The following is a 22,870-nucleotide window of genomic DNA, read 5'->3' as shown; positions in this document are numbered from 1 at the left end:
GACGTGACGCGCGATCAGTCCCACAAACGCCCACACGGCAACACCGGCAGATCCGGGTTCACTCTGCCGTCCAGCAGAACCTGCACCTCGGAGGGCCATCGCCGCACCGCCGCCGCGAAGTTCCGCCCTTGACCGACCGTCGCCCGGAACTCCAACAACAGCCCGTCGGCGAGCAGGCACACTCGGCATTGCTCTTCACCGGACCGATCTCCACCACGCCGCGCCACATCGTCGGCCTCATGCCCGAATTCGCCTGGCACCTCATGATTCCAGCCCATAGCGCGATTTCCGATCATCGGTGACACCCCACTCTCGGGATGTCCTTAACTAAGTATACCAAGTGAACCTGATTAGTTAGGTAACGATCCACCCGTCGACCATACTCTGGATCACGAATTCGACCATATGACAACGCATCACCATCGGCGCATCCGAACGGATCGGCTCGCAACCGATCGCGATCCGACGCACCTCGATCCACTCGGGCTCGATCACTCATTTGCCGATAATTAACTTAATAATTCATCTAAGTTGCCTCTATTTACGATAGCAGGTCCGATCCGTGGCCGCCAGGCGGCCTGTGCCCCGAGTCGCGCCGGAGTCGCTCGGCACTCGAACTTGTTCATCCGGGATGATGATGTCGAGGGGACCGTTCGCCAAGGTGTCGACCAAATACTCGAAGCCTGCGTCGTCGCCGCTCAGGGAGTCCAAAGCCGCTCGAACATCCTTGCGCAGAAAAGGCATTGCCGGTTGCAGGGAACTCCTGGGGTCGCATCGCATGTAGCGGAACGCCGCGCTGTCACCGCTGCACGAGTCCAGAATCGCCGCGAGCTCGGCGCGGGAGAACCCGGCTTGCTCGGCCAGTCCGCCCGCGGCTTCCGCGATCTGCATGTGTGCGGCGAATATGAGGTTGTTGAGGAGTTTCACGGCGGTGGCGCGACCGATCTCGCCCAGCGGGCTGATGGTGCTCGCGTAGCTCGCCAGAGCCGGTCGGACGATCCGCAGGTCCGCGTCGGCGCCGCTCGTCAACACCGTCAGTCCGCCGCGGCCGATATCGTCAGGGGTCCCGCTGACCGGTGCGTCGACGAATCCGACTCCCGCCTGCCGTGCCGACTCCGCCAGATCGCGCGTAGTGGCGAGGGTGCTGGTGACATGCGATACGAGCACCGCGCCGGGTGGCAGCCGAGAGATGATGCCCTCGGCGCCGAGGGTGAGTTGCTCGAGCTGTTTGCCGGAGAACACACAGACGATGCAGATCCGGCAGTCCGCGAACGCGTGCGCCGGATCGGTGCTGACCAATGCTCCTGAGCGCGCGATACGCTCGCGCCCCTCTTCGCTGCGCACGTACACGCGAACAGGGAAGCCTGCTCGACGCAGGCGCTCCACCATCGGAGTCCCCATACGACCCGCGCCGACGAAGGAGATCACGGGCTCGGCGGTGGTGTCCGTGGACAAGGGAGGTCCTTTCGTCGAGGTCCCGTCGTCGGCGCACCCGCGACGTCGATGAGAATCTTGGCGTGGGGACTCGCCGCCTGTGCCGCCCATGCCGCCGAACCTTCGTCGAGCCGGCGGTGGACCACGATCGGCACACGCAGGTCCGCCTCGCGGGCGAGGCCGAGCAGCCGCCGCCACACCCCGTGCCGCTCGGCGGGCGAACGCTGGCCGGTGCCGACGGTGGTGTGCGTTCGGTAGAGCAGATCACCGGCCGCGACCGACGCGACCGATCCAGCCAAGGTGCCGACCGTGACCAGTCGCGCACCCCACCGGGTCGCCTTCAGCGCCGCCTCGAACGGTCGGCCGTAGACCAAGTCGATCACCACGTCGAAGCCCTCGCCGCCACTGGCCCGGCGCATGCGGTCGACGTCGTCCTCGGCACCGGTCATGACCACGACCTCGTCCGCGAGGCCACGCGCCCTGACCGCTTCCAGCGCTGCGGCGTCGCGGGCCGCCGCGACGACGGTCCCCGCCCCGAGGTGTCGTCCCAGGCGCAGGCCGAGTTGTCCCAGTGTGCCGGTGCCACCCACGACGAGCAGGCGGTCTCCCCGCGTGAGCCCCGCCGCCTCCAGCGGCAGGAGAATGCCCGTGCCCGCGATGCCCATCGTGATAGCCGTCGCGTCGTCGACGTCGTCCGGGACGTCCCAGACCTCGTCGGAGGGCACCAGCGTGCGCTCGGCGAGGGCGCCGTACGGCGCCACGGATCGCTCGCCGAAGTAAACCCGGCGCCCGTCCTCGGCACGCCCGACACCCTCGCCTCGGACAACGCACGGGTACTCGATTCCGAGCCGGTAGGCACCGGCGACATCCCAGCCACCGAGTCCCGCGGTCTCGACGTCGATCAGGACCGCCCCGTCCCTGGCCGTCGGCTCCGGCAGGTCCCGCAGGACGGGGGGCGCGCCCCGCTTCTCGATCACGACCGCGCGCACGAACTCCCTCCTCGAGGTCCCGGTTCGGATAGCGGCGGCACAGCGGCGTGGTAGCCCTCCAACGGGATGTCCAGTGCGGCGACGACGCGGGCGACGTGGATATACCAGCTGACCGTGAGGACGAGCTCCACCATCATCTGCTCATCGAGATACGCGGCGGCGGCGTGCCATGTCGCATCGGAGACGGCGCCGTCGACGAGCTCAGCGGTCAGGGCGAGAACCGCCAGCTCGACCGGTTCGAACGCCGCATCCACGCCGCCGGCGGACGCGAGCGCCGCCACCTTCGCCTCGGATACGCCCGCCCGCACCGCGAGAAGGATATGACTGCGCCACACATAGTCGCTTCCGCACAGTTGGGCGCACCGCAGGACGGCGAGTTCACGCAACGCGCGCGAGCTGCGCGCGTCATCGCGCAGCGCCCAGGCGAAGTCGATCCATCCTTGCAGCAGGTGGGGCGCGGCACCTAGCGCCTGGTAGAGCCGGGGGACGCCGCCCGCCTCCCGGGTGACGTGGGCGTAGATGGCGGCGAGCGTGTCGTCACCGTCCGGTTCGGCTCGCAGCGTCACCCGGCTCATATCGTCACGTGATGACACCGCGCTCCTTGAATTCGATGATCCGCTCCCAGTCGTATCCCATCTCGAGTAGCAGTTCCTCGGTGTGCTGGCCGTGCTCGGGTGCCGCGACCGGGGTAGCCGGCTCCTCGTCGAACTGAACCGGGTTGGAGACGACGGCGAGTTTGCCTCCGCCAGCGGTTTCCAGGACCGGCAGATAGCCGTTGGCCGCCACCTGTGGGTCTCGATGAACCTCTTGCGGAGTTTGCAGCGGCGACCAGACGCCTTCGATATCGGCGAGCGCCTCGCGCCACTCCGCCACGGTCCGGCTGAGGAATACGGCCTTGAGTTCCTGGGTGCACTCCCGCGCGTTCTTCTCGCGCATGTTGTGGCTGTCGAAACGCTGGTCATCGATCAGGTCGGGTCTGCCCATCGCGGTCACCAGCTCGTCCCAGTAGCGGTCCGACTGGAGCATCGTGAGGTTGAGATAGCGACCGTCCTTGGTGGGATACATGCCGACGGTCGGGTTGATCATGGCCTCGGGGTCATAGCGGTAGACGTCCTGCTCCGGGAACAGCCCGGCCGACGCCATGTCGACCGAGATGTTCCACATCGCGAGGTTCAACAGCGAGACATCTACGACGGACGGCTCACCGGTTCGCTCACGCCGGAACAGTGCGGCCGTGAGGCCGCCCGCGATCGTCAGGCCGCCCATCACGTCACCGAAGGCCGAGCGCATCCGCACCGGGTACTCGCCCGGCGGACTGATCGCGTAGCCGATGCCGCCGCGAGCCCAGTAGGTCGACGAGTCGAATCCGCCCTTGTGGGCGTCGGGACCGCGCACTCCCGCGCCGTGGCCACGGCCGTAGATGATGGCCGGGTTGGCCGCGCGGATGTCCTCCAGCTCGATGCCCAGCTTCTTCCTGGCGTCGGGCAGGAAGTTCGTGAGGAAGATATCGGCGGTCTTGCACAGTACGTAGAGCAGCTCTCGCCCCTCGTCGCTGGTCAGGTCGAGGCCGAAGCTCCTCTTGCCCCGGTTGGGGACCTCCATCATGTAGTTGACGCCGCCTGCCTGCTGCGGAAGGAATTTCGAGTTCACCAGGCCTCGCTGCGCGTCCCCGGTGACCGGGTGCTCGATCTTGACGACGTCGGCCCCCCACTCGGCGAGGACCGCACCGGCCGAGGGAACGAAGGTCCACATCGCTACCTCGATGATGCGCACACCGTCCAACACGTTCGTCATCGCGTCCTCCAGTTCCTCCGGGTGCCGGGGCAGCCGAGCTACCCATGTGTCATATGCGACAATAACCGTCCTTCTTGTATCATACGGTCGAGACGCAGCTCCGCGTCAACAGCCCACCGGAAGGCAAAGGAATGACGACGGCTTCCCCCGCGGCCACCCCGCCCCTGCCGCGCCTCACACCGGAGACGGAATTCTTCTGGGCCTCCGGCGCCGATGGGTTGCTCCGAATCCAGCGCTGCCCGGAGTCGGGCACCTGGTATCACCCACCCCGCCCCGACTGCGGTCCCAACGGCGAGTACATCCCGGTGCCGACACCGGTCAGCGGACTCGGCACGGTCTTCAGCTTCACGGTGAACCGCCAACCCTTCCTACCGAGCATCGTGCCGCCGTACATCGTGGCCATCGTGGAACTCGACGAACAGGAAGGGCTCCAGTTGATGACCCGGCTGGTCAACTGCGCCACCGGGAACGTGCGCATCGGGCAACGCGTCCGCGTCATCTTCGAACAGCACGACCGGATCTATCTCCCCTTCTTCGAACCCCTCATGGACGGCGCCGACCGATGACGAGAAAATTCGAGCACGACGCCGCGATCACAGGTCTGGGCCGTTCCGACATCGGTCGCAGGCTCGGGCGCTCCGGTCTCGACCTGACTGTGCAGGCCGCCCGCGCCGCGGTCGCCGACGCCGGGCTCACCATGGCCGATATCGACGGTCTCGTCGCCTGGCCCGGGGAGTACCCGGCGGCTCCGGGGTTCAACGGACCGAGCCCGTGGCGGGTCAAGGGCGCACTGGACCTGGAGCTGAAATGGCATCTGGCGTGCCAGGAGGGTCCGGCCCAGTTCACGCCGGTCATGGCGGCCGCCATGGCGGTCTCCTCGGGCCTGGCGCGACATGTGCTCGTCTACCGCACCACCGAGGAGGCCACCGCGCAGGGCGCCGGCCGCCGACTGCGGACCGACGGCGGCGACCTCGGGGGCGTGACCGGCTTCCTGCAATGGCACCGCCCGTTCGGTGCGCTGTCCGCCGCCAACTGGCTGGCGCTGAACTATCAGCGATACCTGCACGAGACCGGCGCCCGCCGCGAACAGGTCGGCTGGCTGTCGGTGAGCCAGCGGCGCTACGCCGCCGACAATCCCGCCGCCATCCTCAAGGATCCGCTGACCATCGAGGACTACCTGGCGGCACGGATGATCAGCGAGCCGTTCTGTCTGTTCGACTGTGACCTGCCCGCCGACGGTTCGGTCGCGCTGGTGGTCTCGGCCGCCGAGACCGCGGCGGACGCCCCGAAGGCGGTCCGAATCGAGGCCATCGGCTCGGCGATGAGCAACAATCCCGGATGGGACCAGTGGCGCCATCCCCACCAGATGGCCGCCCAGGACGCGGCCAGGCACCTGTGGAGCCGGACCGATCTGAAACCCGCCGACGTCGACACCGCCCAGCTCTACGACGGCTTCACATTCCTCACCGTGGTCTGGCTGGAAACCCTCGGCTTCTGCGAATACGGACAGGCGCCGTCCTTCGTCGAAGGTGGCAAGAACATCGCACTCGACGGCGAACTGCCGCTCAATACGAGCGGAGGCCAACTCTCGGCCGGACGCCTGCACGGTTGGGGACACCTCTACGAGGCCTGCGCACAACTGCGTGGCGAGGCAGGCGATCGCCAAGTGGCCGGAGCCCAGGTCGCGCTCGCCGCCGCGGGCGGCGGTCCGCACGGTGGCTGCCTGCTGCTCACCACCTGACGAGAAGGACCGCATCCATGGCACTGGACGGATTCGACCTGCACCATGTGGCGCTGCGGATACGGCCCGGCACCGAGCACACGACCGAGGCATTCTTCGGCGAGGTGCTCGGGCTGCGTCCCGACCCCGGCGCCCGCGAAATTCCCGGCATCCCCCTGTTCTGGATGGACGTCGGCGACACCCAGGTCCACCTGTTCGCCCTCGGAGGAACCTCGGAGTACGCCCGTACACCCGACCGGGATCCGTTCACCCAGCACGTCGCGTTCGGGGTCCCCGACATCGCCGCGGCGTGCGCGGAGCTGGACCGGCTCGGAACGCCCTACTGGAAGGTCGGCCGAGACGAGAACCGGCAGGTATTCATCTACGACCCGAGCGGAGCCATGTTCGAACTGCACCAGATCGGCACCTGCAGGTGCAAGTCGGTCGCGCGGGCCGATCACACCGCCCAAGACAACAGCACCACCGCGTGACGGTCACACGGGAAGTCCGCGGCCGTGTCCGCGCGCGCTTCTCCTTCCCGTGACGCGGCGGGGTGTGGTCGCGACCAGCGGCGCGCTCTTCCGGGCCGCCCGACGGTTACCGGCCAACGTCGCGACCGAACTCCCCGTCACCGGCGCCGATCTCGGCGGACAGCGCGCCTACGACCTCGGCTTCGTGAATCGCCTGACCTCCGACGGGCAGGCGCCGGCCGTCGCCATGGAACTGGCGGATCTCATATGCCGATCGTCCCCGCTGTCGGTGTCCGAGACGCAGCGCGCCCAGCGCGCCGTGCCGGCCGACGAAGAGCGGTGCGGGTGGGCGGCGACCGCGACGGCGCGACAGGCGATCCGCGGGTCCGCCGATAGCTCACCGGCCCGCCCTCCGGGGGGTATCCAGCACCGGGGTATTCACGTCGATGACCACCTTGCCGACGACATCGCGTGCCGCCAGCCGTTGTAGCCCCTCGCGGACGTCCTCCAATGAATGAACCGAGCCGACCCGCGGCCTGACCTCGCCGCGAAGGTAGCGGTCGAATATTTCGCGCCGGTGCGCGGGAGCCACCTCTGGCAGATGTTCCATGATCGTGCGGTTCTCGAAGCCGACCATCCGCACCCCCTTGAGCAGCACCAGGTTGAGCGGGATGCGTGGAATCTCGCCGGAGGCGAACCCCACGACGACATACCGCCCGCCCCAACGCATCGCCCGCAGTGACTGTTCCGCGCTCGCCCCGCCCACCGGGTCGACGACGACATCGACTCCGCCGCCGGTGATCTGCTTCAGTCGCGATTTGAGGTCCTCGGTCGAATAATCGACCGTCGCCACCGCGCCTGCGGTCGCGCACGCCGCGAGGCGGTCGGTGCCACGGGCGATCGCGATCGGACGGGCGCCGAGAGCGCGGGCGATGTCGACGGTCGCGAGACCGACGCCGCCCGCCGCGCCGAGCACCGCCACCCACTCACCCGGCTCCGCGGCGCCGAATGTGCGCAAGGCGTGGTAGGCGGTCGTATAGGTGACGCTGAACGCGGCCAGCGAGCGCGGATCCACCCCGTCCGGGGGAACCACGGTGACGCGGTGGGCGTCGATCACGATCCGGTCGGCGAGCGCGCCGTGAGTGCCGAGTCCGCACACGACGTCACCCACGCCGATACCGGTGACATCGGAGGCGACATCGAGCACACGCCCCGAGAACTCGCATCCCGGCACGTAGGGCAGTGTGACGGTCGCCTGATAGGTACCCGCCATGATCAGCAGGTCGGGGAAGTTGAGCGCCGCGCAGGCCACGGCGACCCGGACCGTGCCCGGCCGAAGCTCGGGCTCCGGGATCTCCCGGATCGAGATGACCTCCGGGCCGCCACGGTGGCGGACGAGGGCGGCCCGCATCAGCCGCGACCTCCGTGCGGACCGACGACGTTGCGCAGCACACCGATACCACCGACCTCGGTCTCCACCACGTCTCCCGCCCGCAGGAACCGACCGTTCTCCAGACCGACCCCGCACGTCGTGCCGGTCAGGACGACGTCTCCGGGCGCCAGGGAGATGCGCGGCTTGAAGAAGTCCAGGATCTCCGGGACACGCCACAACATCCGACCGGTGGTGTCCTCTTGTCGGACCTCGCCGTTGACCCGGCAGACGATCTTCAGGTCCAGATCCGCCGCAGGCTCGAACTCGTCGGCCGTGACGATCCACGGGCCTATCGGCGTGCTCGCGTCGTTGGCCTTCATGCTGACCATATCCGGGCCCTTGTCACCGACGCGGAAGTTCCGCGCGCTGATGTCGTTGGCGACGGTATAGCCCAACAACGCGGACACCGGGCCAACCGTCAACGGGGACACGGGTCGACCGACGACCGCGGTCAGCTCGACCTCGTAGTCGAGTTCCTCGGTGATCGCGGGGTTGCGGATCTCGTCGTCCGGGCCGATCACGGCCGTGATCGGTTTGATGAACGACGCCAAGTGGGTCGGCCGCTCGGTCCGCCCGAGCCGCTGTAGGTGCTTCCAGTAGTTGGCCCCGACGCCGAGGATCTTCGCCGTCTGCTCGACCGGAGCGAGAAGTCGGACGTCGGCACGGTGCACGGTGGTCCCGGTGGTGGGTAGGTCCCGGAAGCCGGAGGCGACAAGCGCCGGAGCCCACTGCGCGATCGACCCGTCGATCGGCACGACCCGATCGTCTACCAGCACACCCCAGTGCCTGCCCCTACCGTTGTCGTAGCGGGCGATTCTCATTCGTGCCTCCAGGTGGGTTCGTGGGTGAGGTCGGCGGTGGGGCGGGCTCGGTCGGCGTCGCGCACCGTACGGCGCAACGCGATGTGTCGACCGATGAAGTCGGGCCGCGCGCCCGCGGCCCGCGCTGTGCCGGTAGTGCCGGAACCGACGACGACCATCGTCGCCTCGGCCGCAGCGACCACCTCTCCGGTCGACTCGAGGTACATCTCGGCCGACACCAGGCGCCGTCGCCCGTCGTGACCGACGATGCCCGCGCGGACGACGAGCGGCGTCTCGACGGGCACCGGACGCCGGTAGTCGATGTGCAGGCTCGCCGTTCGCGGCCGCTCCCCCAGTGCGAACACGGTGCGGCCGAGCACGTCGTCGAATACCGCTGCCGTCCACCCCCCGAAAGCGGTGCCGGGGCCCGCGTGCCAGTCGGCAGGACAGGCCCCTGCGGCCACGCACGCCTGCCCGACCGGGTCGACGGACCAGCTGGTCAACCCGAGACGGCACACCCGGCCGGACCGACAGCCACCGCACAGGGCCGACGAGCCGTCCGGCCCGGGTGATACATCGGGCCGGGACGGACAGCTTCCCACCGTCGAACTCCTTCGCTCGGCCTGCGGCTCAGACCGCGGCGGCGGGGAATTTCACCCGGAGTTCGCCGAGGTCGAGCACCGGCGTCGGCCACGTCATCTGCGGTGCGTCGCCGTCGATCTCGAAGTCCGGCACCAGCCGCAGCCACTCCTCCAGCACCAGCTGCATCTCCGCGCGGGCCAGGTGCGAGCCGAGGCAGCGGTGCACACCGCCGCCGAATGCCCAGTGACGCTCGGTGCGACCGAGCACGATCTCGTCGGGAGCGTCGTGCCGGTTCGGATCACGGTTGGCCGCGCCGAGGCATACCGAGACCCGATCGCCCGCCGCGATCGGGATCCCGTCGATCTCGGTGTCCTGGATGACGTAGCGCGGGGGAAACGGCGCGACCGGATTGAGGCGCAGGCTCTCCTCGACGAAGTCGGGGATCAGGTCCGGATCGGCCACCAGCCGCGCCCGTATATCCGGGTTGAGCACCAAGGTCTCGAAGGCGAACATCAGACTCTGGGTCACGGTGTCGAGGCCCGCCTGGACCATCAGGATCGACAGCCCGAGCAGTTCCTCGTCGGTGAACGCCTCCGACGACGGGTCGTTGACGATGTTGGTGAGCAGGTCGTCACTGTCGGTCACACCCTTGCGCTCCGCGATCTTGGTCTGCAGGTAGGTCATCAACGCGACGGCCGCGGCGGCGTCACCGCCTTCGAGCCCCTGCGGATCGGTGGACTTGATGACCCGGTCCTTCCACTCGATGAGCTGGTCACGGTCTTCCAGAGGAAGGCCGAACAGGACAAGGAACACCTGGGTCGGGAACGGCACGGCGAGCTCGCTGAAGATATCGGCCTCACCCTTCGCGACCATCGGCGCGATCAGATCGCGAACCTGTTCGCGCAAGCCGCCGTACATCTTCTTGATGACGCCCGGGCTGAAGAAGGGCGCGAGGATGCGGCGGTGACGGAGCTGCTCCGGCGGGTCGAACATCAGCGGCGGCTGGGGCACCGGGCTCTGCAGGACGTCGTACGCGCGCACCGAGGAAAAGATCTCGGGGTGCTGCAGCACCTGTTCGACCGCGCTGTCCGTGGTGGCCATGAACGAGCCGTGGACGTCCGCGATCGGACCGGCCTCGTTCAGCGCGCGCCAGCCGACGGCCCTGCCCTCGGCCGTCTGCATCGGCAATTCCATCAGGTTCACGGACTTCATCGTGCATTTCGCTTCGGTCATCGCGGGGCTCCTAGTTCGTCACACTTGTTCGGCACGGTGGACATCTGATACAGATTAAACATATTCCGTCGATTTGCATCAGAAACTTTCACGACTTGAGGTGCCCATGCGAGTAGCGCTCAACCACGCCCTCTGCCAGGGCCACGCCCGGTGCGCGACACTCGCTCCCGAGCTCTTCGAACTCGATGACAACGGCTACGTCACCACACAGAGCCACGAGATCTCCGCCGACGTCGAGGACGCGGCTCGACTCGGCGCCAAGGTGTGCCCCGAGAAGGTCATCAGTGTCCAGGAGTGATCCGGGCGACGCACTGCTCGCCGAGCGGGTGGACGACGTCCTCGTCCTCACCATCAACCGGCCGCACCGCCGAAACGCCATCGATCTGCCGACGGCCGAGGCGCTCGCGCTCGCGCTGGACGAGTTGGACGAGACTCCTGGACTGCGGGCAGGCGTCCTCACCGGCGCGGGCGGCTTCTTCAGCGCCGGGATGGACCTGAAGGCGTTCGCCGAGACAGGTGAGCGTCCGATCACCGCGTCCCGTGGTGGTCTCGGCATCGTCCGGCGGCCGCCGGTCAAGCCGATCGTCGCCGCTGTCGACGGCCACGTATTGGGCGGCGGTTTCGAGATCGCGCTCGCGTGCGACCTGATCGTCGCCGGAACCGGCGCGCGATTCGCGGTGCCGGAGGTCAAGCGTGGCCTGGTCGCCGCGGGCGGCGGGGCGATCCGGCTCGCCCAGCGACTGCCCCACCACCTGGCCCTGGAGCTGCTGCTGCTCGGCGAGGCCCTCCCCGCGAGCCGCGCCCTCGAACTGGGCCTCGTGAATCGGGTGGTGCCGTCCGATCGAGTGCGCGATACCGCAGTCGGGCTCGCTCTCGCGATAGCGCGCAACGCGCCGCTCGCGGTGGCTGCGACCAAGCACATCGTCGAGGCAACGCGCACACTGGGTTTCGACATCGCCTACGAACTACAGGAGCAGATCCTCGCCCCGGTTCGGGCGTCCCGCGACGCGCAAGAGGGAGCGCGCGCGTTCGCGGAGAAGCGCGAGCCCGCCTGGGAGGGCCGGTGAACGGCAGGTTCGTGAGCAACGTCCTGCGACCGGCCGACGTCGAGTCGGTCATCGAGCGCTCGCAGGAGCTCCGCTCGGAGGTCCGCGCGTTCCTCGCCGAGGAGCTGGCGGCCGGTCGGTTCACCCCGCGCGCGGACGCATGGCTGACGGGCTGGGACGAGTCCTTCAGCAGACGCCTGGGCGAGCGGGGCTGGCTCGGCATGACGCTCCCGACGGAGTACGGCGGAGGCGGACACAGCCCGATCGAGCGGTTCGCGGTGACCGAGGAGTTGCTGGCGGCGAGCGCGCCCGTAGCGGCGCACTGGATCGCCGACCGGCAATCGGCGCCATCGATCCTGCGCTTCGGCACCGAGGAGCAGCGACGGACGTACCTGCCCGGAATCGCTCGCGGCGAGATCTACTTCGGCATCGGCATGAGCGAACCCGACTCCGGATCGGACCTGGCCTCGGTCCGCACCAGGGGGAGCCGGGTCGACGGCGGCTGGCGACTGAGCGGCACCAAGGTGTGGACCAGCGGCGCCCACCACGCCCATGCCTTCGTCGTGCTCGCCCGCACCGCTCCACTGGACCTGCAGCACAGGCACGACGGCCTCTCTCAGTTCATCGTCGACCTCACCGCCCCTGGCGTCACGATCGGCCCGATCCGGCTGATCAGCGGTGAGCACCACTTCAACCAGGTGATCCTCGACGAGGTGTTCGTGCCGGACGGACGGGTGCTCGGCGAAATCGGCGACGGATGGCGTCAGGTGACCTCGGAACTGGCCTTCGAGCGAAGCGGTCCGGAGCGATTCCTGTCGACCTACCCCCTACTCGCCCTGCTCACCGATTCGGTCGCACGGAGTGCGGACGGCCGCGGCCGCCGTGAACTGGGCTCGTTGCTCGCCCGTCTGACCACGCTGCGCGAGATGTCGCTCGATGTCGCCACCGCCCTGGCCACCGGACGGTCGATGGATGTCCCCGCGGCGCTCGTGAAGGACCTCGGAACGACGTTCGAAGGGGATGTCGTCGACGTCGCCCGCACGCTGCTCGAGGAGGAACCGGATCCCGGGGCAGCCGACGAGCTGACCCGAATCCTGGCTCAGGCCATCCTGCACACGCCGGGCTTCACCATCCGCGGCGGCACCAACGAGATCCTGCGCGGCGTCATCGCGCGAGGAATGGGAGTCCGATGACCGTCGACAACAGACCGGCCGAGACGGACACCGACGAGCTGACCCTCGATGACCTCGACGCGCTGACCACCCTGGTCGGCGACGTTCTCGCCGAGGTCTGCACACCCGACCGGCTCGCCGACCCGGCGGGCGCGGCGGAGACTGCCTGGCGCGCCCTCGACGAGGTCGGGGTGACCAGGCTCGGGCTGTGCGAGACCGGTGGAGGGCACGGCGCTGACCTGTCGGCCGCCACCGCGGTACTCCGCGTCGTCGGGGAACACGCCGCCCCGGGGCCCCTCGCCGAGACCTCGTTGCTCGGCGGCCGGCTGCTCGAGGCCGCCGGGCTGGCGCAACCGTCCGGACCGGTCACCACCGGCCCCGCGACGCTGGTGACCACGCGCGAGGGCACCGGCCGACGGGTCCGCGGCACCGTACGCCGCGTTCCGGCCGCACCGGGCGCGACGACGGTCGCGATCGCCGTCGGTGACGACGGCGAAGAACTGCTCGTCCTGTTGCCCGACACCGGCCTCGAAATCTCCCACGGCCACAATCTGGCGCGCGAGCCCCGCGACACCATCACGATCGACATTGCCCTCGACACCGCCCATCCGCTTCCGGTCGGCACCGCGCGCGAACTCCGGCTGCGCGGCGGCCTCAGCCGGGCCGCGCTGTCGGCGGGCGCTCTGATCCGAGTACGTGACCGCACGCTGGCCTACGCGGGCGAACGCGTCCAATTCGGACACCCGCTCTCGGCGTTCCAAGCCGTTCAGCACCAACTCGCTCGATTGGTCGCGGAGACCGCGGCGGCGAACGCCGCCGTCGACCAGGCCGTCCGCGCGGCGCTGCGCTGCGGATTCGCCGACCCACACACCGAATTGGTTGTCGCCGCAGCGAAGGTCAGGACCGCGCAGGCCGCGACCCTCGGCCCTGCGGTCGCCCACCAGATACACGCCGCACTCGGCATGACCGAGGAGCACCCGCTGCACCACAGCACCACCCGGCTCTGGTCCTGGCGATCGGAATGGGGCAACGAGGCCTCCTGGTCCGAGACGATCGCCGACCGCGCCATTGCCGCCGGATCGACCGGATTGTGGCCTTTCCTGACAGGAATCCCAGGACTCCGATGAAGGACCTTCTCTACGCCGTGGCCGACCGGATCGCCACGATCACCCTGAACCGGCCCGCGCGAAAGAACGCCTTCACCCTCGAGATGGTCGACGCGTGGGCCGACGGGTTGCGTTCTGCCGCACGCGATCCGGAGGTCCGCGCCGTCGTGGTGACCGGGGCAGGCGATGCCTTCTGCTCCGGCGTCGACCTGTCCGCGCTGGCCGAGGTCGAGGACACCCCGATCGGCCGCAAGCGGATGCTGATGGACCGGGTTCACCAGGTCGCGATCGCCCTCGCCGACCTGGACAAGCCGGTCATCGCGGCGATGCGCGGGGCAGCCGTCGGCGCGGGACTAGACATGGCCCTGCTGTGCGACCTCCGCGTCGCGGGACGGTCGATCCGGCTGAGCGAGGGTTACATCACAGTGGGTCTGGTGCCGGGCGACGGTGGCGCCTGGCTGCTCCCGCGCCTGGTCGGTTCGGCCAAGGCCATGGAACTGCTGCTGACCGGCGACGTCGTCGGGTCCGACGAGGCGCTGCGACTCGGCTTGGTCAGCTACGTCCACGACGACGAGTCGGTGCTCGACGAAGCACTGGCGCTGGCCGCTCGGTTCGCCGCGAGGCCTCCGGTCCAGGTAGCCATGATCAAGCGGCTGGTGCGTTCGGCCGAGTCGGTCGATCTGCGCACACACTTCGACATGGTGTCATCGCATTTCGGCGTCGTGTCCGCGCTAGAGGACTACACCGAGGCCAAGGCTGCCTTCCGCGAGAAACGGTCCGGCGACTACCGCGATCGGTAACGTGCCCGGCGCGGACTCGGGTGGGACAGTAGCTGTCCCACCCGAGCGGATCACGGATGTCGCAGGGCGCGTTCACATCTCATCGACGGTCGACCAGTGCGATCAGCTCCCCGCTCAGCGGCAGGTCGAGCCGCTCGCGCTCGGCACGATAGCGCGCGACGTTTCGCAGTTTGACGTCCTCGTAGCCCCGTACCAGTTCCGCGGCGCCCGCGGCAGCCGCCGCGGTATCGTACGACTCCGGGGTCAGGGAGTCGGCCAGGAGCCGCACCAGGGCAACGTAGTCATCGACGAGGGCGCGCTCCACCCGACGCAGGTAGGCGTAGCCGAAGGGATCGGCTGCGGTGCCACGCAAACGCTTCATCCGCGCGAGCGTGCGCAACACCGGCCGCGCGGTCCGCGCGGGCAGTCGGATCTTCTTGTCGTAGCCGACAGCTCGCAGCATCGGAGGGTGCAGGTTGTAGGCAACTCGTCCACCGGCCGGGACCTGGTCCGCGACCTCGGCTTCCAGTCGCGGATCGGTCAGCAGTCGAGCGACCTCGTACTCGTCCTTGTAGGCCATGAGGTGGTAGGCGCCGCGAGCGACTGCCTGGCTGAATTCGTCTGTGGCGCCGAGCGCACACTCGGCCGTCCACGCCGACTCCACCAGGCCCACGTAGCCGCGCGCCGCCGCCGGACCCGAATGTGCCTCCAGGCCCGCGGCCCTGATCCCGGCGAGACGTCGGGTCTCTCCCTCCAAGACGGAATCACGCAGGTAGCGGGCTCCGTCATCGATGGCGGCCCCAGCGGGTACGGGTGAGGCCAGCTCAGCGAAGGCCGCCGGCTCGGCCACAGCGAAGCGCCCCCAATCGAAGGCGGCCAGATTGGCCTCGACCGCGACTCCGTTGAGTTCGACGGCCCGACGGACCGACGCGGGCGAGATCGGCAGTGCCTCCGCCTGAACCGCGGCGCCGACGAGCATCAGGTTCGCCGCCTCGGCGGAGCCCAGGAGCCGCTCGGCCGCACCGAGCATGTCGAACGAGATCAGCTGCCGTGACGCACCGGACAGACGCTCCAGCATCTCCCCCTCTTCGGGGTATCGGACCGAGGCGTCGTAGACCATCTCACCCGTGGCGGTGCGGCTCGTCGAGGCCACAGCGGTGGTGCCCGAACCTGCCACGGCCAGATTGCGCGGGTCGGTCGCGACCATCAGGTCGAACGCGAGAATCACATCGGCGGACCCGTCGAGCAGCCGGTTGGCACCAGCCTCGCCGGAGCTGAGCCGCAGGTGAGAGGTCACCGGACCTGCCTTCTGAGACAGTCCGGTCTGGTCGAGTCCGGCGCTGCGCAGACCTTCGAACAGCGCGGCGGCCGCGAGAACGGCGTTCACCGTGACCACTCCGGTGCCGCCGATGCCTGCCAGGAAGACGTCCCAGGTATCGGCGATCCGCGGCAGCACCGGATCGGGGACCGCGGGGGCGGCCCTGCGTTCGATCGTCGGCGCCGTCGCCCCGGGGTCGGTCAGAATCGTCACGAAGGATGGGCAGTCGCCCGCCAGGCAGCTGTAGTCGGTGTTGCACGAGGTCTGATCGATCCTTGTCTTGCGTCCGAGTTCGGTGTCCACCGGCTGCACCGACAGACAGTTGCTCTTCACCCCGCAGTCGCCGCAGCCCTCGCAGACCGCCTCGTTGATGACCACTTTGAGCGGCTGCGCGGCGACTTTGCCGCGCTTGCGGAGTCTGCGTGCCTCGGCCGCGCACTGCTGGTCGTAGATCAGCACGGTGACGCCGTCGACATCGCGCAGGATGCGTTGAGCCTCGTCGAGACGGTCGCGATGCCACACGTCGACAATCGGTGCGAAACCCGCGCGTCGGCCGTATTTTCCCGGCTCGTCGGCGCACACGATGATCCGGCGGACCCCCTCCGCGTGCAACTTCCGGGTGAGTGCGGCCACCCCGAGTGCCCCCTGCGCGTCCTGGGCGCCGGTCATGGCGACGACCTGGTTGTAGAGGACCTTGTAGGTGATGTTGACCCCGGCGGCGACACAGGCTTGCACCGCGAGTTGCCCGGAGTGGAAGAAGGTGCCGTCGCCGACGTTCTGGAAGATGTGCGGCACATCGGTGAACGGCGCTTGACCGATCCACTGCGCGCCCTCGCCGCCCATCTGGGTGATACCGGTGACCTGCGCGGTTTCCCGGCTCGCGATCGTCACCATCGTGTGGCAGCCGATGCCACCCGCGCCGATCGAGCCGTCGGGAAGGACGGTCGAGCGGTTGTGCGGGCAGCCGCTGCAGAAGTAGGGCGTGCGCCTGACGGCCGCGAGCGGAAGCAGCGCGCGCGACGGCGTCGGCGGGACGGAGAGTTCTACCCGGCCTCGGAGCACCCGCCGCAGCGGGGCCAGCAGGGTCTCGGCGGTGACGGTGCCCGTGACCGGTACCAGCGATTTCCGGTCCCGGTCCCTGGCTCCGGTCACGAGCGGCGCGCCGGGGCGGCCGTAGAGGATGTCGCGGACTTGCGCCTCGATGAAGGGCGTCTTCTCCTCGATGACGAGCAGTTCCTCTAGCCCTTCGGCGAATCGGCCGAGGATCGTGCCGCCCAGCGGGTACGGCATGCCGATCCGCAGCAGCCGGATCCCGGCCCGTCGCAGCGAATCGTCGTCGCCGAGGCCCAGATTGCGCAGCGCCTGCCGCACGGCGTCGTACTGCAAGCCTGCAGCGACAATGCCGAGCCAAGCGTCGGCCGTGTCGATCTCGACCACATCGAGGTGGTTCACCGCCCCGTACGCCTCCACCATCGCCCAGCGCGGCCCGAGAAGATCGGCTTCGGCGAGCAGACTGTCGGTGGGGTCGGCGGCGATGCGCTGACGGTAGGTCCAGGCGGCGCCGTCCCACATGATCTGCGGGACCCGCGAGCGCAGCGCCGCGAAATCCGCGTCCACGGTGAATACACCGTCGGCGACGTCGGCGACGATCTTGAGCGCCACCCATACTCCGGCGGCGCGGGACATGGTCACCGCGTGCATGCCCATGGTGACGACTTCAGTGGCGTTGCGTGGGTAGAGCACCGGGATGTTCATCGCGGCCAGTGAGCGCTCGCTGACGCACGGCACCGACGACGACTTCGAGCCGGGGTCGTCGGCGGCGAGCACGACCACGCCGCCCGACGGGTGCGCGCCGTAGAGCGACCCGTGGCGCAGCGCATCGCCTGCCCGGTCCACGCCGGGGCCCTTGCCGTACCAGATTCCGACGACCCCGTCCACGGTCCGTACGCCGGTCGGCAACTCAGTCTGACTACCCCAGACCGAGGTCGCCGCGAGTTCCTCGTTGAGCCCGGGAACGAGCCGCATTCCGTGCTGGGTCCGAAGCTCGGGAACGCCCGCCAAGATCTTGTCCAGACCTGCAAGCGGACTGCCCGGATATCCCGACACCAGACTGGCGGTGGACAGACCCGCGCGTTCGTCTCGCGCCTGTTGCTCGACCAGCAGCCGGGCCACGGCCTGGGCTCCGCTCAACAGCACCGGTCCTGCTCCGAGGCGGTAGCGGTCTTCGAGGTGGTAGTCCAGCGGTGCTGCCGAGGCGCCGGTGGCTGTCGGCGTGCTACATCCTGCGATCTCCGTCACGAGTCCCTTCCTGGTCGACCTGGAACATCAGATTGACGAATGAGACAGATAATTGTCAATATGTTCCATCAAGGTTGGGCACTGTGCTCAGCGAGACCGTTCCGGACGCGCACGAGGTGATCCGAATGAGCAGCATCGACAAGCTCGACGTCGCACTGCTGACCGCGCTGGACACCGATCCCCGCGTCGGGATCCGCGAACTCGCCGGGCGACTCGGCGTCGCCCGCAACACCGTGCAGGCCCGACTGCGCCGGTTGACCGACACGGGCGTCCTCGACGCGTTCACGACTCGGATCAACCTGCGCGAAGTGGGGCTGCCCGTGCACGCCTTCGTGCGGATGGAACTCGCACAGGGCGCGCTGGCCTCGGTCGTCGAGCAGTTGCGCGCCCCGCCTTCGGCGCTGGAGGTCCACGCGACGACCGGCCGCAGCGACCTGCTCGTTCGAGTCGCCACACCCGGCAATCCGGAACTCCAGGAACTCCTGCACGACCTGCTCGCGATCCCGGGGGGTGGTGCGGACGAATACCGAGATCGCGCTCACCACACCGGTGCCCTATCGGGTCGGCCCACTGCTGCGGAGCATGACCACCGGCACAGGCCGGGGCCGGGGTGCTCAGGACTCCGGGTAGGTGTAGATGCCGTGGCCGGTCTTGCGCCCGAGCCGCCCCGCCGACACCAGATTGCGGAGGGTCACGGTCGGTTTGAACCGATCCCCGAGAGTCCGCTCCAGCGACTCCAGGATATGCAGATAGGTGTCCAGCCCATTGAAGTCGCCGAGTTCCAGTGGCCCCATGGGCCAGTTGAAGCCGACTTTCAGCGCCTTGTCGATATCCTCCGCGCTCGCGACACCCTCCTCCAGCATCCGAAGGCATTCCAGCCGAACCAGAGCCGAGATCCTGGAGGTCAGGAAACCCGGGCTGTCCTTGCGACACAGGACGGTTTCCTTTCCGAGCGACGCCCCGAACTCCAGCGCCCGCTCGATTACCTCCTCGCTCGACTCCAATCCCGCCACGACCTCGATGAGGCGCATCAGAACGGGTGGATTGAAGAAATGGAGGCCGACCAGTCGCGAGGCGGCGACCGGGATCGCCGCGCCGATGGCCGTGATCGAGAGCTGGCTGGTGTTGGTGGCGAGGAGGGCATCGGCCGGGGCGTACCGGGCCGCCTCGACGAAGACGGCCCGCTTCACCTCGAGCACCTCGATGACCGACTCGATGACGATGTCGGCATCGGCGACCGACGCGGCGACCGACGTGCCGGTGAGCACGCGCTCGAGGATGTCTTCGGCGTCGGACTCGGCCACAGCGCCCTTCGCGACGAACCGACGCAGGCTCTCCTCGATCGAGGCCCGACCGCGGCGCAGTTGTTCCTCTCCCACATCGACCAGGGACGTGTCGTGGCCCGCCGTCGCCACCAGCTGAGCGATTCCGCTTCCCATCGTTCCCGCACCGATCACCGTGATCCGCATTCGACTCCGCCTTCTCTGGTCGTCATTCTCTCGCCGTTCACAACTAGAGACAAATATGACACTATCTGATCAAGTCGTATCAAGACGACGGGTGGTCATCCGCCGTCGGAACCGAGTGGGAGGCAGGACGTGAGCGAGACCTTTGTGGTCATCGGAGGTGGGGTCGGCGGCGGGACCGCCGCATTGGCCCTGCGGGCCGAAGGCTTCACCGGCCGGATCGTCGTGCTCTGCGAGGAGCCGCGGGCGCCGTATTCCAAGCCGCCACTGAGCAAGGGGGTCCTGCGCGGCGAGGAGGACCCCGAACGAACCGCGCTGCGCCCGCCTGCCTGGTACGAGAAGAAGGACATCGAGATCCGCACGGCGGTGGCCGCAACCGACCTGGACGTCGTGCGGAAGGTCGTGCAGCTGTCCACCGGCGAAGAACTGGCATACGACAAAGTCCTCATCGCGACCGGCGGCCGCCCACGCACCCTGCCGGGCTCCGACGGCGTGCCCGGTGTCTTCACCCTGCGCAACGTCGAGGACTCCCTCGCGATCGGGCGACAGCTGGGACCGGACACCAGGCTGGTCGTCATCGGCGGCGGTTTCATCGGCGGTGAGGTGGCAGCGAGTGCCAGCGCCCTCGGCTGCGAGGTCACTGTCCTGGAGGGCAGGCGCGCCCCGCTCGAGCGACTGCTGCCGCCGACCCTGGCCGGGCTCTACATGCGGCTGCACACCGAACACGGCGTCACGTTCCATACCGACATCGCGGTATCCGACATAGCTGAAGGGCCGCGCGGATTGGTGGCCCACGCCGCGGACGGCACCAGCTACCCGGCCGACCTGATCGTGGTCGGAATCGGCATGGTGCCGCGCGACGACCTCGCACTGCGCGGGGGCCTGCGGGTGGAGAACGGGGTCGTCGTCGACGCGCAGTGCCGGACGTCGGATCCCGACGTCTTCGCGGTCGGTGACGTCGCCAATGCCCCGCAGCCCTACCTCGGTCGACGGATGCGCGTCGAACACTGGCAGAACGCCCAGCACCAGGCCAAGATCGCGGCCAAGAATATGGTGGGCGGCAGCGAGGAGTTCGCAGAGGTGCCCTGGGTCTGGTCCGACCAGTACGACGTCACCATCCAGATCGCAGGCAAGCCCCAGCCGACCGACGATGTGCATCTGCGCGGAGATGTCGACGGCTGGAACTTCTCGGCGGTGCTCACCCGCGACGGCGGGCTCGTCGGCTGTGTCGCATTCAATCGCACAGACGATGTCCGGTCGGTTCGGCGCATCATGACCGAACGGCTGCCGGTCTCCCTCGAACACCTCACCGATTCCCGCCACGATCTCGGCGAACGGGCCGAGTCGGCTGCCGCCGCGACGCAGAAGGAGTATGTATGAAGCTGGGACGTCTGGCCGACGGGCCTACCACGTTCTGGGCTCTGGTCGACGACGACGAGACTTGGGTCCGCCCGATCCGCGGCGGTATCGGCGAATGGGCCCGCCCACTGAGCACCACCTGGGACACGGGCGTCCTGGACTTCGGAATCCCGCGCCCCCTCGACAGCCTCACGATCCTGGCACCCGCAGAGGAGACCTCGAAGGTCGTCTGCCTCGGCGCCACCTATGCCCGCCACGTCGCCGGCCTCGGCATCACGCCGACCCCGCATCCGGCCGGCTTCTGGAAACCGTTCGACGCGCTCATCGGCGCATACGACGACATCGAGTACCCCGCGATCAGCGAGGCGCTCGACTTCGAGGTCGAGTTCGTCTTCGTCATGGCCGGGCCGGTGGACCGCACGGCACCCGCGGGGTCGGTCCTCGGCTACACCGTCGGCAACGACACCTCGCTGCGCGACCTCCAGTTCGGCGGATCGGTGACCGGGATGGACATGTTCTCGGCGAAGAGCCAGGTCCGCGCGACCCCGCTCGGGCCGTGGATCGTGACCGCCGACGAGTTCGGCCCCGGCCTGCCGGACCTTTCCCTGACGCTGACCGTCAACGGCGAGAGGCGTCAGTCGGCGCGGACGTCGGATATGTCGTTCTCCCTCGACACCCTCGTCACCTGGGCCGACGAGCGCACACCGTTGCGAGCCGGGGACGTCGTCTTCACCGGCACCCCCGACGGCGTCGGTCACGAGGACGGACGCTACCTCGCACCGGGCGACCTTGTCGAGATCAGCATCGAGCACCTCGGGGCACAGCGCAATCGAGTCGGCGCGCGCCCACCGGCGGTGACCCGATGACCTCGCCTTTCACGATGCTGCTGAGCGGCGACCTGATGGTGAAGGACGCCGACCGGATGGCAGAACTGTTGACCGCCAAAGTCGGCGTGTACGGCCACCCGAACTGGCGCCAGGCCTTCCCCGGCCACCCCTATGTCGCCCATTTCCTGCGCACCCACAAGTCGCTGGCGGTCGCACCGACCCGTATCGAGCCCCAGGGCCATCTCGACGCACCCAACCAGGGCGACCCGATGTTCCCGATCTATCTGCACAGCCTCGAGGAATTCCAGGGTCCGACGCGTCCGATCAAGACACACGCGACCGTGCTCATCACCGACGACCTCGAAGGCATGGTACAGCGACTGCACGAGCGGAAAGTGCCTTTCCGCGTCGCCCGGCTCACCCCGGAGATGCCGTTCGACCGGATCTGGCTCGGCTGCCGACCCGAGGATCCGCGCTACCGCCCCGAGATCGACGGCGGATTGTGCGTAGAGATCATGGCAGCGGGCCCGCTTCAACTGCCCGACGCGGCCTACGACGTCCCGCCACCGGAGCCGCGTCACCCGCGCCCCACCGATCTAGTCCGTGTCGTGGCCCGCGGCTTTCTCGTGCGCGACCTCCACGATGTGCTCTCGCGGTTGCGCGCGAACCTGGACTGGGAACCGGTGACGATCGAGGAATTCCCGGACGAGGGGCTGCGCCGCGCGCGGATGGGCTTCGCCCTCGGCCACAGCGGCACACTCGACCTGATCGAGCCGACGAAGTGGGCCACCGACGAGGGTCGGTACCTCTACAACTGGGGGCCGGGTCCCTACTACATCCGGCTCTCGGCGATCGACCTCGACGCGAAGGAAAAGGACCTGGCCGAGCGCGGCACGCGGTTCAGTCGGATCACTCTCGGGTCGGCTGGCGGGGAACTGCTCCGGATCGATCCGGACGAGTTGGACGGTGCGCTGATCGAGATCGTCGCGCATCAGGGGTGAAACTCGAAATGCCCTGCGGGGCCGGGATTCCCGGCCCCGCAGGG

General features: G+C 68.6%; 22 protein-coding genes and 1 pseudogene. 12 read left to right on the top strand and 11 right to left on the bottom strand.

Annotated elements, in window-relative coordinates; translation table 11 throughout:
* Positions 1 to 14: 14 nt before the first annotated feature.
* The 5 genes from DAT37_RS44190 to DAT37_RS21630 form a co-directional block, all read right to left on the bottom strand.
* On the bottom strand, positions 15 to 260 hold the full coding sequence (locus DAT37_RS44190; protein WP_157978606.1) for a hypothetical protein: 246 nt from the start codon (positions 258 to 260) through the stop codon (positions 15 to 17).
* Between the two features lie 277 nt (positions 261 to 537).
* Positions 538 to 1,455: an NAD(P)-dependent oxidoreductase gene (locus tag DAT37_RS21645; RefSeq protein ID WP_198654381.1), complete on the bottom strand. Its 918-nt coding sequence runs from the start codon at positions 1,453 to 1,455 to the stop codon at positions 538 to 540.
* Positions 1,425 to 2,423, bottom strand: coding sequence for a zinc-binding dehydrogenase (locus DAT37_RS21640; protein WP_109526656.1), 999 nt, complete (start codon positions 2,421 to 2,423; stop codon positions 1,425 to 1,427). Before DAT37_RS21640 ends, DAT37_RS21645 begins: the two co-directional genes overlap by 31 nt.
* Positions 2,408 to 3,016, bottom strand: a complete 609-nt coding sequence (locus DAT37_RS21635) for a carboxymuconolactone decarboxylase family protein (RefSeq protein WP_157978605.1) — start codon at positions 3,014 to 3,016, stop codon at positions 2,408 to 2,410. Before DAT37_RS21635 ends, DAT37_RS21640 begins: the two co-directional genes overlap by 16 nt.
* Positions 3,003 to 4,217: a CaiB/BaiF CoA transferase family protein gene (locus DAT37_RS21630; RefSeq protein ID WP_109526654.1), complete on the bottom strand. Its 1,215-nt coding sequence runs from the start codon at positions 4,215 to 4,217 to the stop codon at positions 3,003 to 3,005. Before DAT37_RS21630 ends, DAT37_RS21635 begins: the two co-directional genes overlap by 14 nt.
* Before the next feature lie 131 nt (positions 4,218 to 4,348).
* Between DAT37_RS21630 and DAT37_RS45595 the strand changes: the two genes are divergently transcribed.
* The 3 genes from DAT37_RS45595 to DAT37_RS21620 are packed head-to-tail and all read left to right on the top strand — an operon-like array spanning position 4,349 to position 6,428.
* Entirely contained in the window at positions 4,349 to 4,783 is a 435-nt protein-coding gene (locus DAT37_RS45595; RefSeq protein WP_232839914.1) for a Zn-ribbon domain-containing OB-fold protein, read from the top strand.
* Positions 4,780 to 5,958 (top strand): thiolase C-terminal domain-containing protein, encoded by a 1,179-nt coding sequence (locus DAT37_RS21625; protein ID WP_232839913.1) that lies wholly within the window; start codon positions 4,780 to 4,782, stop codon positions 5,956 to 5,958. The genes DAT37_RS45595 and DAT37_RS21625 overlap by 4 nt, the downstream gene beginning before the upstream one ends.
* A gap of 17 nt (positions 5,959 to 5,975) precedes the next feature.
* A complete protein-coding gene (locus DAT37_RS21620; protein WP_109526652.1) occupies positions 5,976 to 6,428 on the top strand; it encodes a VOC family protein in 453 nt (150 codons plus the stop codon).
* Between the two features lie 376 nt (positions 6,429 to 6,804).
* Here DAT37_RS21620 and DAT37_RS21615 read toward each other — a convergent pair whose 3' ends face one another.
* From DAT37_RS21615 to DAT37_RS21600, 4 genes are all read right to left on the bottom strand, one after another.
* A complete protein-coding gene (locus DAT37_RS21615) occupies positions 6,805 to 7,818 on the bottom strand; it encodes an NADPH:quinone oxidoreductase family protein (RefSeq protein WP_109526651.1) in 1,014 nt (337 codons plus the stop codon).
* Positions 7,818 to 8,660 carry a fumarylacetoacetate hydrolase family protein gene (locus DAT37_RS21610; protein ID WP_109526650.1) on the bottom strand — a complete coding sequence of 281 codons (843 nt, stop codon included), beginning with the start codon at positions 8,658 to 8,660 and terminating at the stop codon, positions 7,818 to 7,820. Before DAT37_RS21610 ends, DAT37_RS21615 begins: the two co-directional genes overlap by 1 nt.
* The gene (locus DAT37_RS21605) at positions 8,657 to 9,142 is read right to left on the bottom strand and encodes a PaaI family thioesterase (RefSeq protein WP_157978604.1); all 486 of its coding nucleotides are present in this window, start codon (positions 9,140 to 9,142) and stop codon (positions 8,657 to 8,659) included. The genes DAT37_RS21610 and DAT37_RS21605 overlap by 4 nt, the downstream gene beginning before the upstream one ends.
* A 127-nt stretch (positions 9,143 to 9,269) precedes the next feature.
* Entirely contained in the window at positions 9,270 to 10,454 is a 1,185-nt protein-coding gene (locus DAT37_RS21600; protein ID WP_109526648.1) for a cytochrome P450, read from the bottom strand.
* A gap of 106 nt (positions 10,455 to 10,560) precedes the next feature.
* Between DAT37_RS21600 and DAT37_RS45590 the strand changes: the two genes are divergently transcribed.
* From DAT37_RS45590 to DAT37_RS21575, 5 genes are read left to right on the top strand one after another with little or no spacing between them, the layout of a single operon-like run.
* On the top strand, positions 10,561 to 10,752 hold the full coding sequence (locus DAT37_RS45590; protein WP_109526647.1) for a ferredoxin: 192 nt from the start codon (positions 10,561 to 10,563) through the stop codon (positions 10,750 to 10,752).
* Positions 10,739 to 11,521 (top strand): crotonase/enoyl-CoA hydratase family protein, encoded by a 783-nt coding sequence (locus DAT37_RS21590; RefSeq protein ID WP_232839912.1) that lies wholly within the window; start codon positions 10,739 to 10,741, stop codon positions 11,519 to 11,521. Before DAT37_RS45590 ends, DAT37_RS21590 begins: the two co-directional genes overlap by 14 nt.
* 23 nt (positions 11,522 to 11,544) lie before the next feature.
* Positions 11,545 to 12,693 carry an acyl-CoA dehydrogenase family protein gene (locus tag DAT37_RS21585; RefSeq protein WP_408637432.1) on the top strand — a complete coding sequence of 383 codons (1,149 nt, stop codon included), beginning with the start codon at positions 11,545 to 11,547 and terminating at the stop codon, positions 12,691 to 12,693.
* Complete coding sequence (locus tag DAT37_RS21580) at positions 12,690 to 13,799, top strand: acyl-CoA dehydrogenase family protein (RefSeq protein ID WP_109526645.1); 1,110 nt, start codon at positions 12,690 to 12,692, stop codon at positions 13,797 to 13,799. The genes DAT37_RS21585 and DAT37_RS21580 overlap by 4 nt, the downstream gene beginning before the upstream one ends.
* On the top strand, positions 13,796 to 14,578 hold the full coding sequence (locus DAT37_RS21575; protein WP_109526644.1) for an enoyl-CoA hydratase/isomerase family protein: 783 nt from the start codon (positions 13,796 to 13,798) through the stop codon (positions 14,576 to 14,578). Before DAT37_RS21580 ends, DAT37_RS21575 begins: the two co-directional genes overlap by 4 nt.
* Positions 14,579 to 14,657: 79 nt before the next feature.
* Here DAT37_RS21575 and DAT37_RS21570 read toward each other — a convergent pair whose 3' ends face one another.
* Positions 14,658 to 18,164 carry an indolepyruvate ferredoxin oxidoreductase family protein gene (locus DAT37_RS21570; protein WP_109527313.1) on the bottom strand — a complete coding sequence of 1,169 codons (3,507 nt, stop codon included), beginning with the start codon at positions 18,162 to 18,164 and terminating at the stop codon, positions 14,658 to 14,660.
* 134 nt (positions 18,165 to 18,298) lie between these two features.
* On the opposite strand from DAT37_RS21570, the pseudogene DAT37_RS46255 reads away from it, so the two are divergent.
* Positions 18,299 to 18,622, top strand: a pseudogene (locus DAT37_RS46255) (Lrp/AsnC family transcriptional regulator); the annotation flags it as partial.
* A gap of 165 nt (positions 18,623 to 18,787) precedes the next feature.
* Here the strand turns inward: DAT37_RS46255 and DAT37_RS21560 are convergent.
* A complete protein-coding gene (locus DAT37_RS21560; RefSeq protein ID WP_109526643.1) occupies positions 18,788 to 19,642 on the bottom strand; it encodes a 3-hydroxyacyl-CoA dehydrogenase family protein in 855 nt (284 codons plus the stop codon).
* Positions 19,643 to 19,771: 129 nt separating this feature from the next.
* On the opposite strand from DAT37_RS21560, the gene DAT37_RS21555 reads away from it, so the two are divergent.
* Genes DAT37_RS21555 through DAT37_RS21545 form a run of 3 tightly spaced genes read left to right on the top strand, consistent with a single transcriptional unit; the run spans position 19,772 to position 22,826 of the window.
* Entirely contained in the window at positions 19,772 to 21,019 is a 1,248-nt protein-coding gene (locus DAT37_RS21555; protein ID WP_109526642.1) for an NAD(P)/FAD-dependent oxidoreductase, read from the top strand.
* Positions 21,016 to 21,864: a fumarylacetoacetate hydrolase family protein gene (locus DAT37_RS21550; protein WP_109526641.1), complete on the top strand. Its 849-nt coding sequence runs from the start codon at positions 21,016 to 21,018 to the stop codon at positions 21,862 to 21,864. The genes DAT37_RS21555 and DAT37_RS21550 overlap by 4 nt, the downstream gene beginning before the upstream one ends.
* On the top strand, positions 21,861 to 22,826 hold the full coding sequence (locus DAT37_RS21545; RefSeq protein ID WP_109526640.1) for a VOC family protein: 966 nt from the start codon (positions 21,861 to 21,863) through the stop codon (positions 22,824 to 22,826). The genes DAT37_RS21550 and DAT37_RS21545 overlap by 4 nt, the downstream gene beginning before the upstream one ends.
* Positions 22,827 to 22,870 lie beyond the last annotated feature (44 nt).

It is taken from the genome of Nocardia aurea, from assembly GCF_003123685.1.
Lineage (GTDB): Bacteria > Actinomycetota > Actinomycetes > Mycobacteriales > Mycobacteriaceae > Nocardia > Nocardia aurea.
Note: the sequence above shows the minus strand (reverse complement) of the source record. Positions and strands in the feature narration are given on the sequence as shown.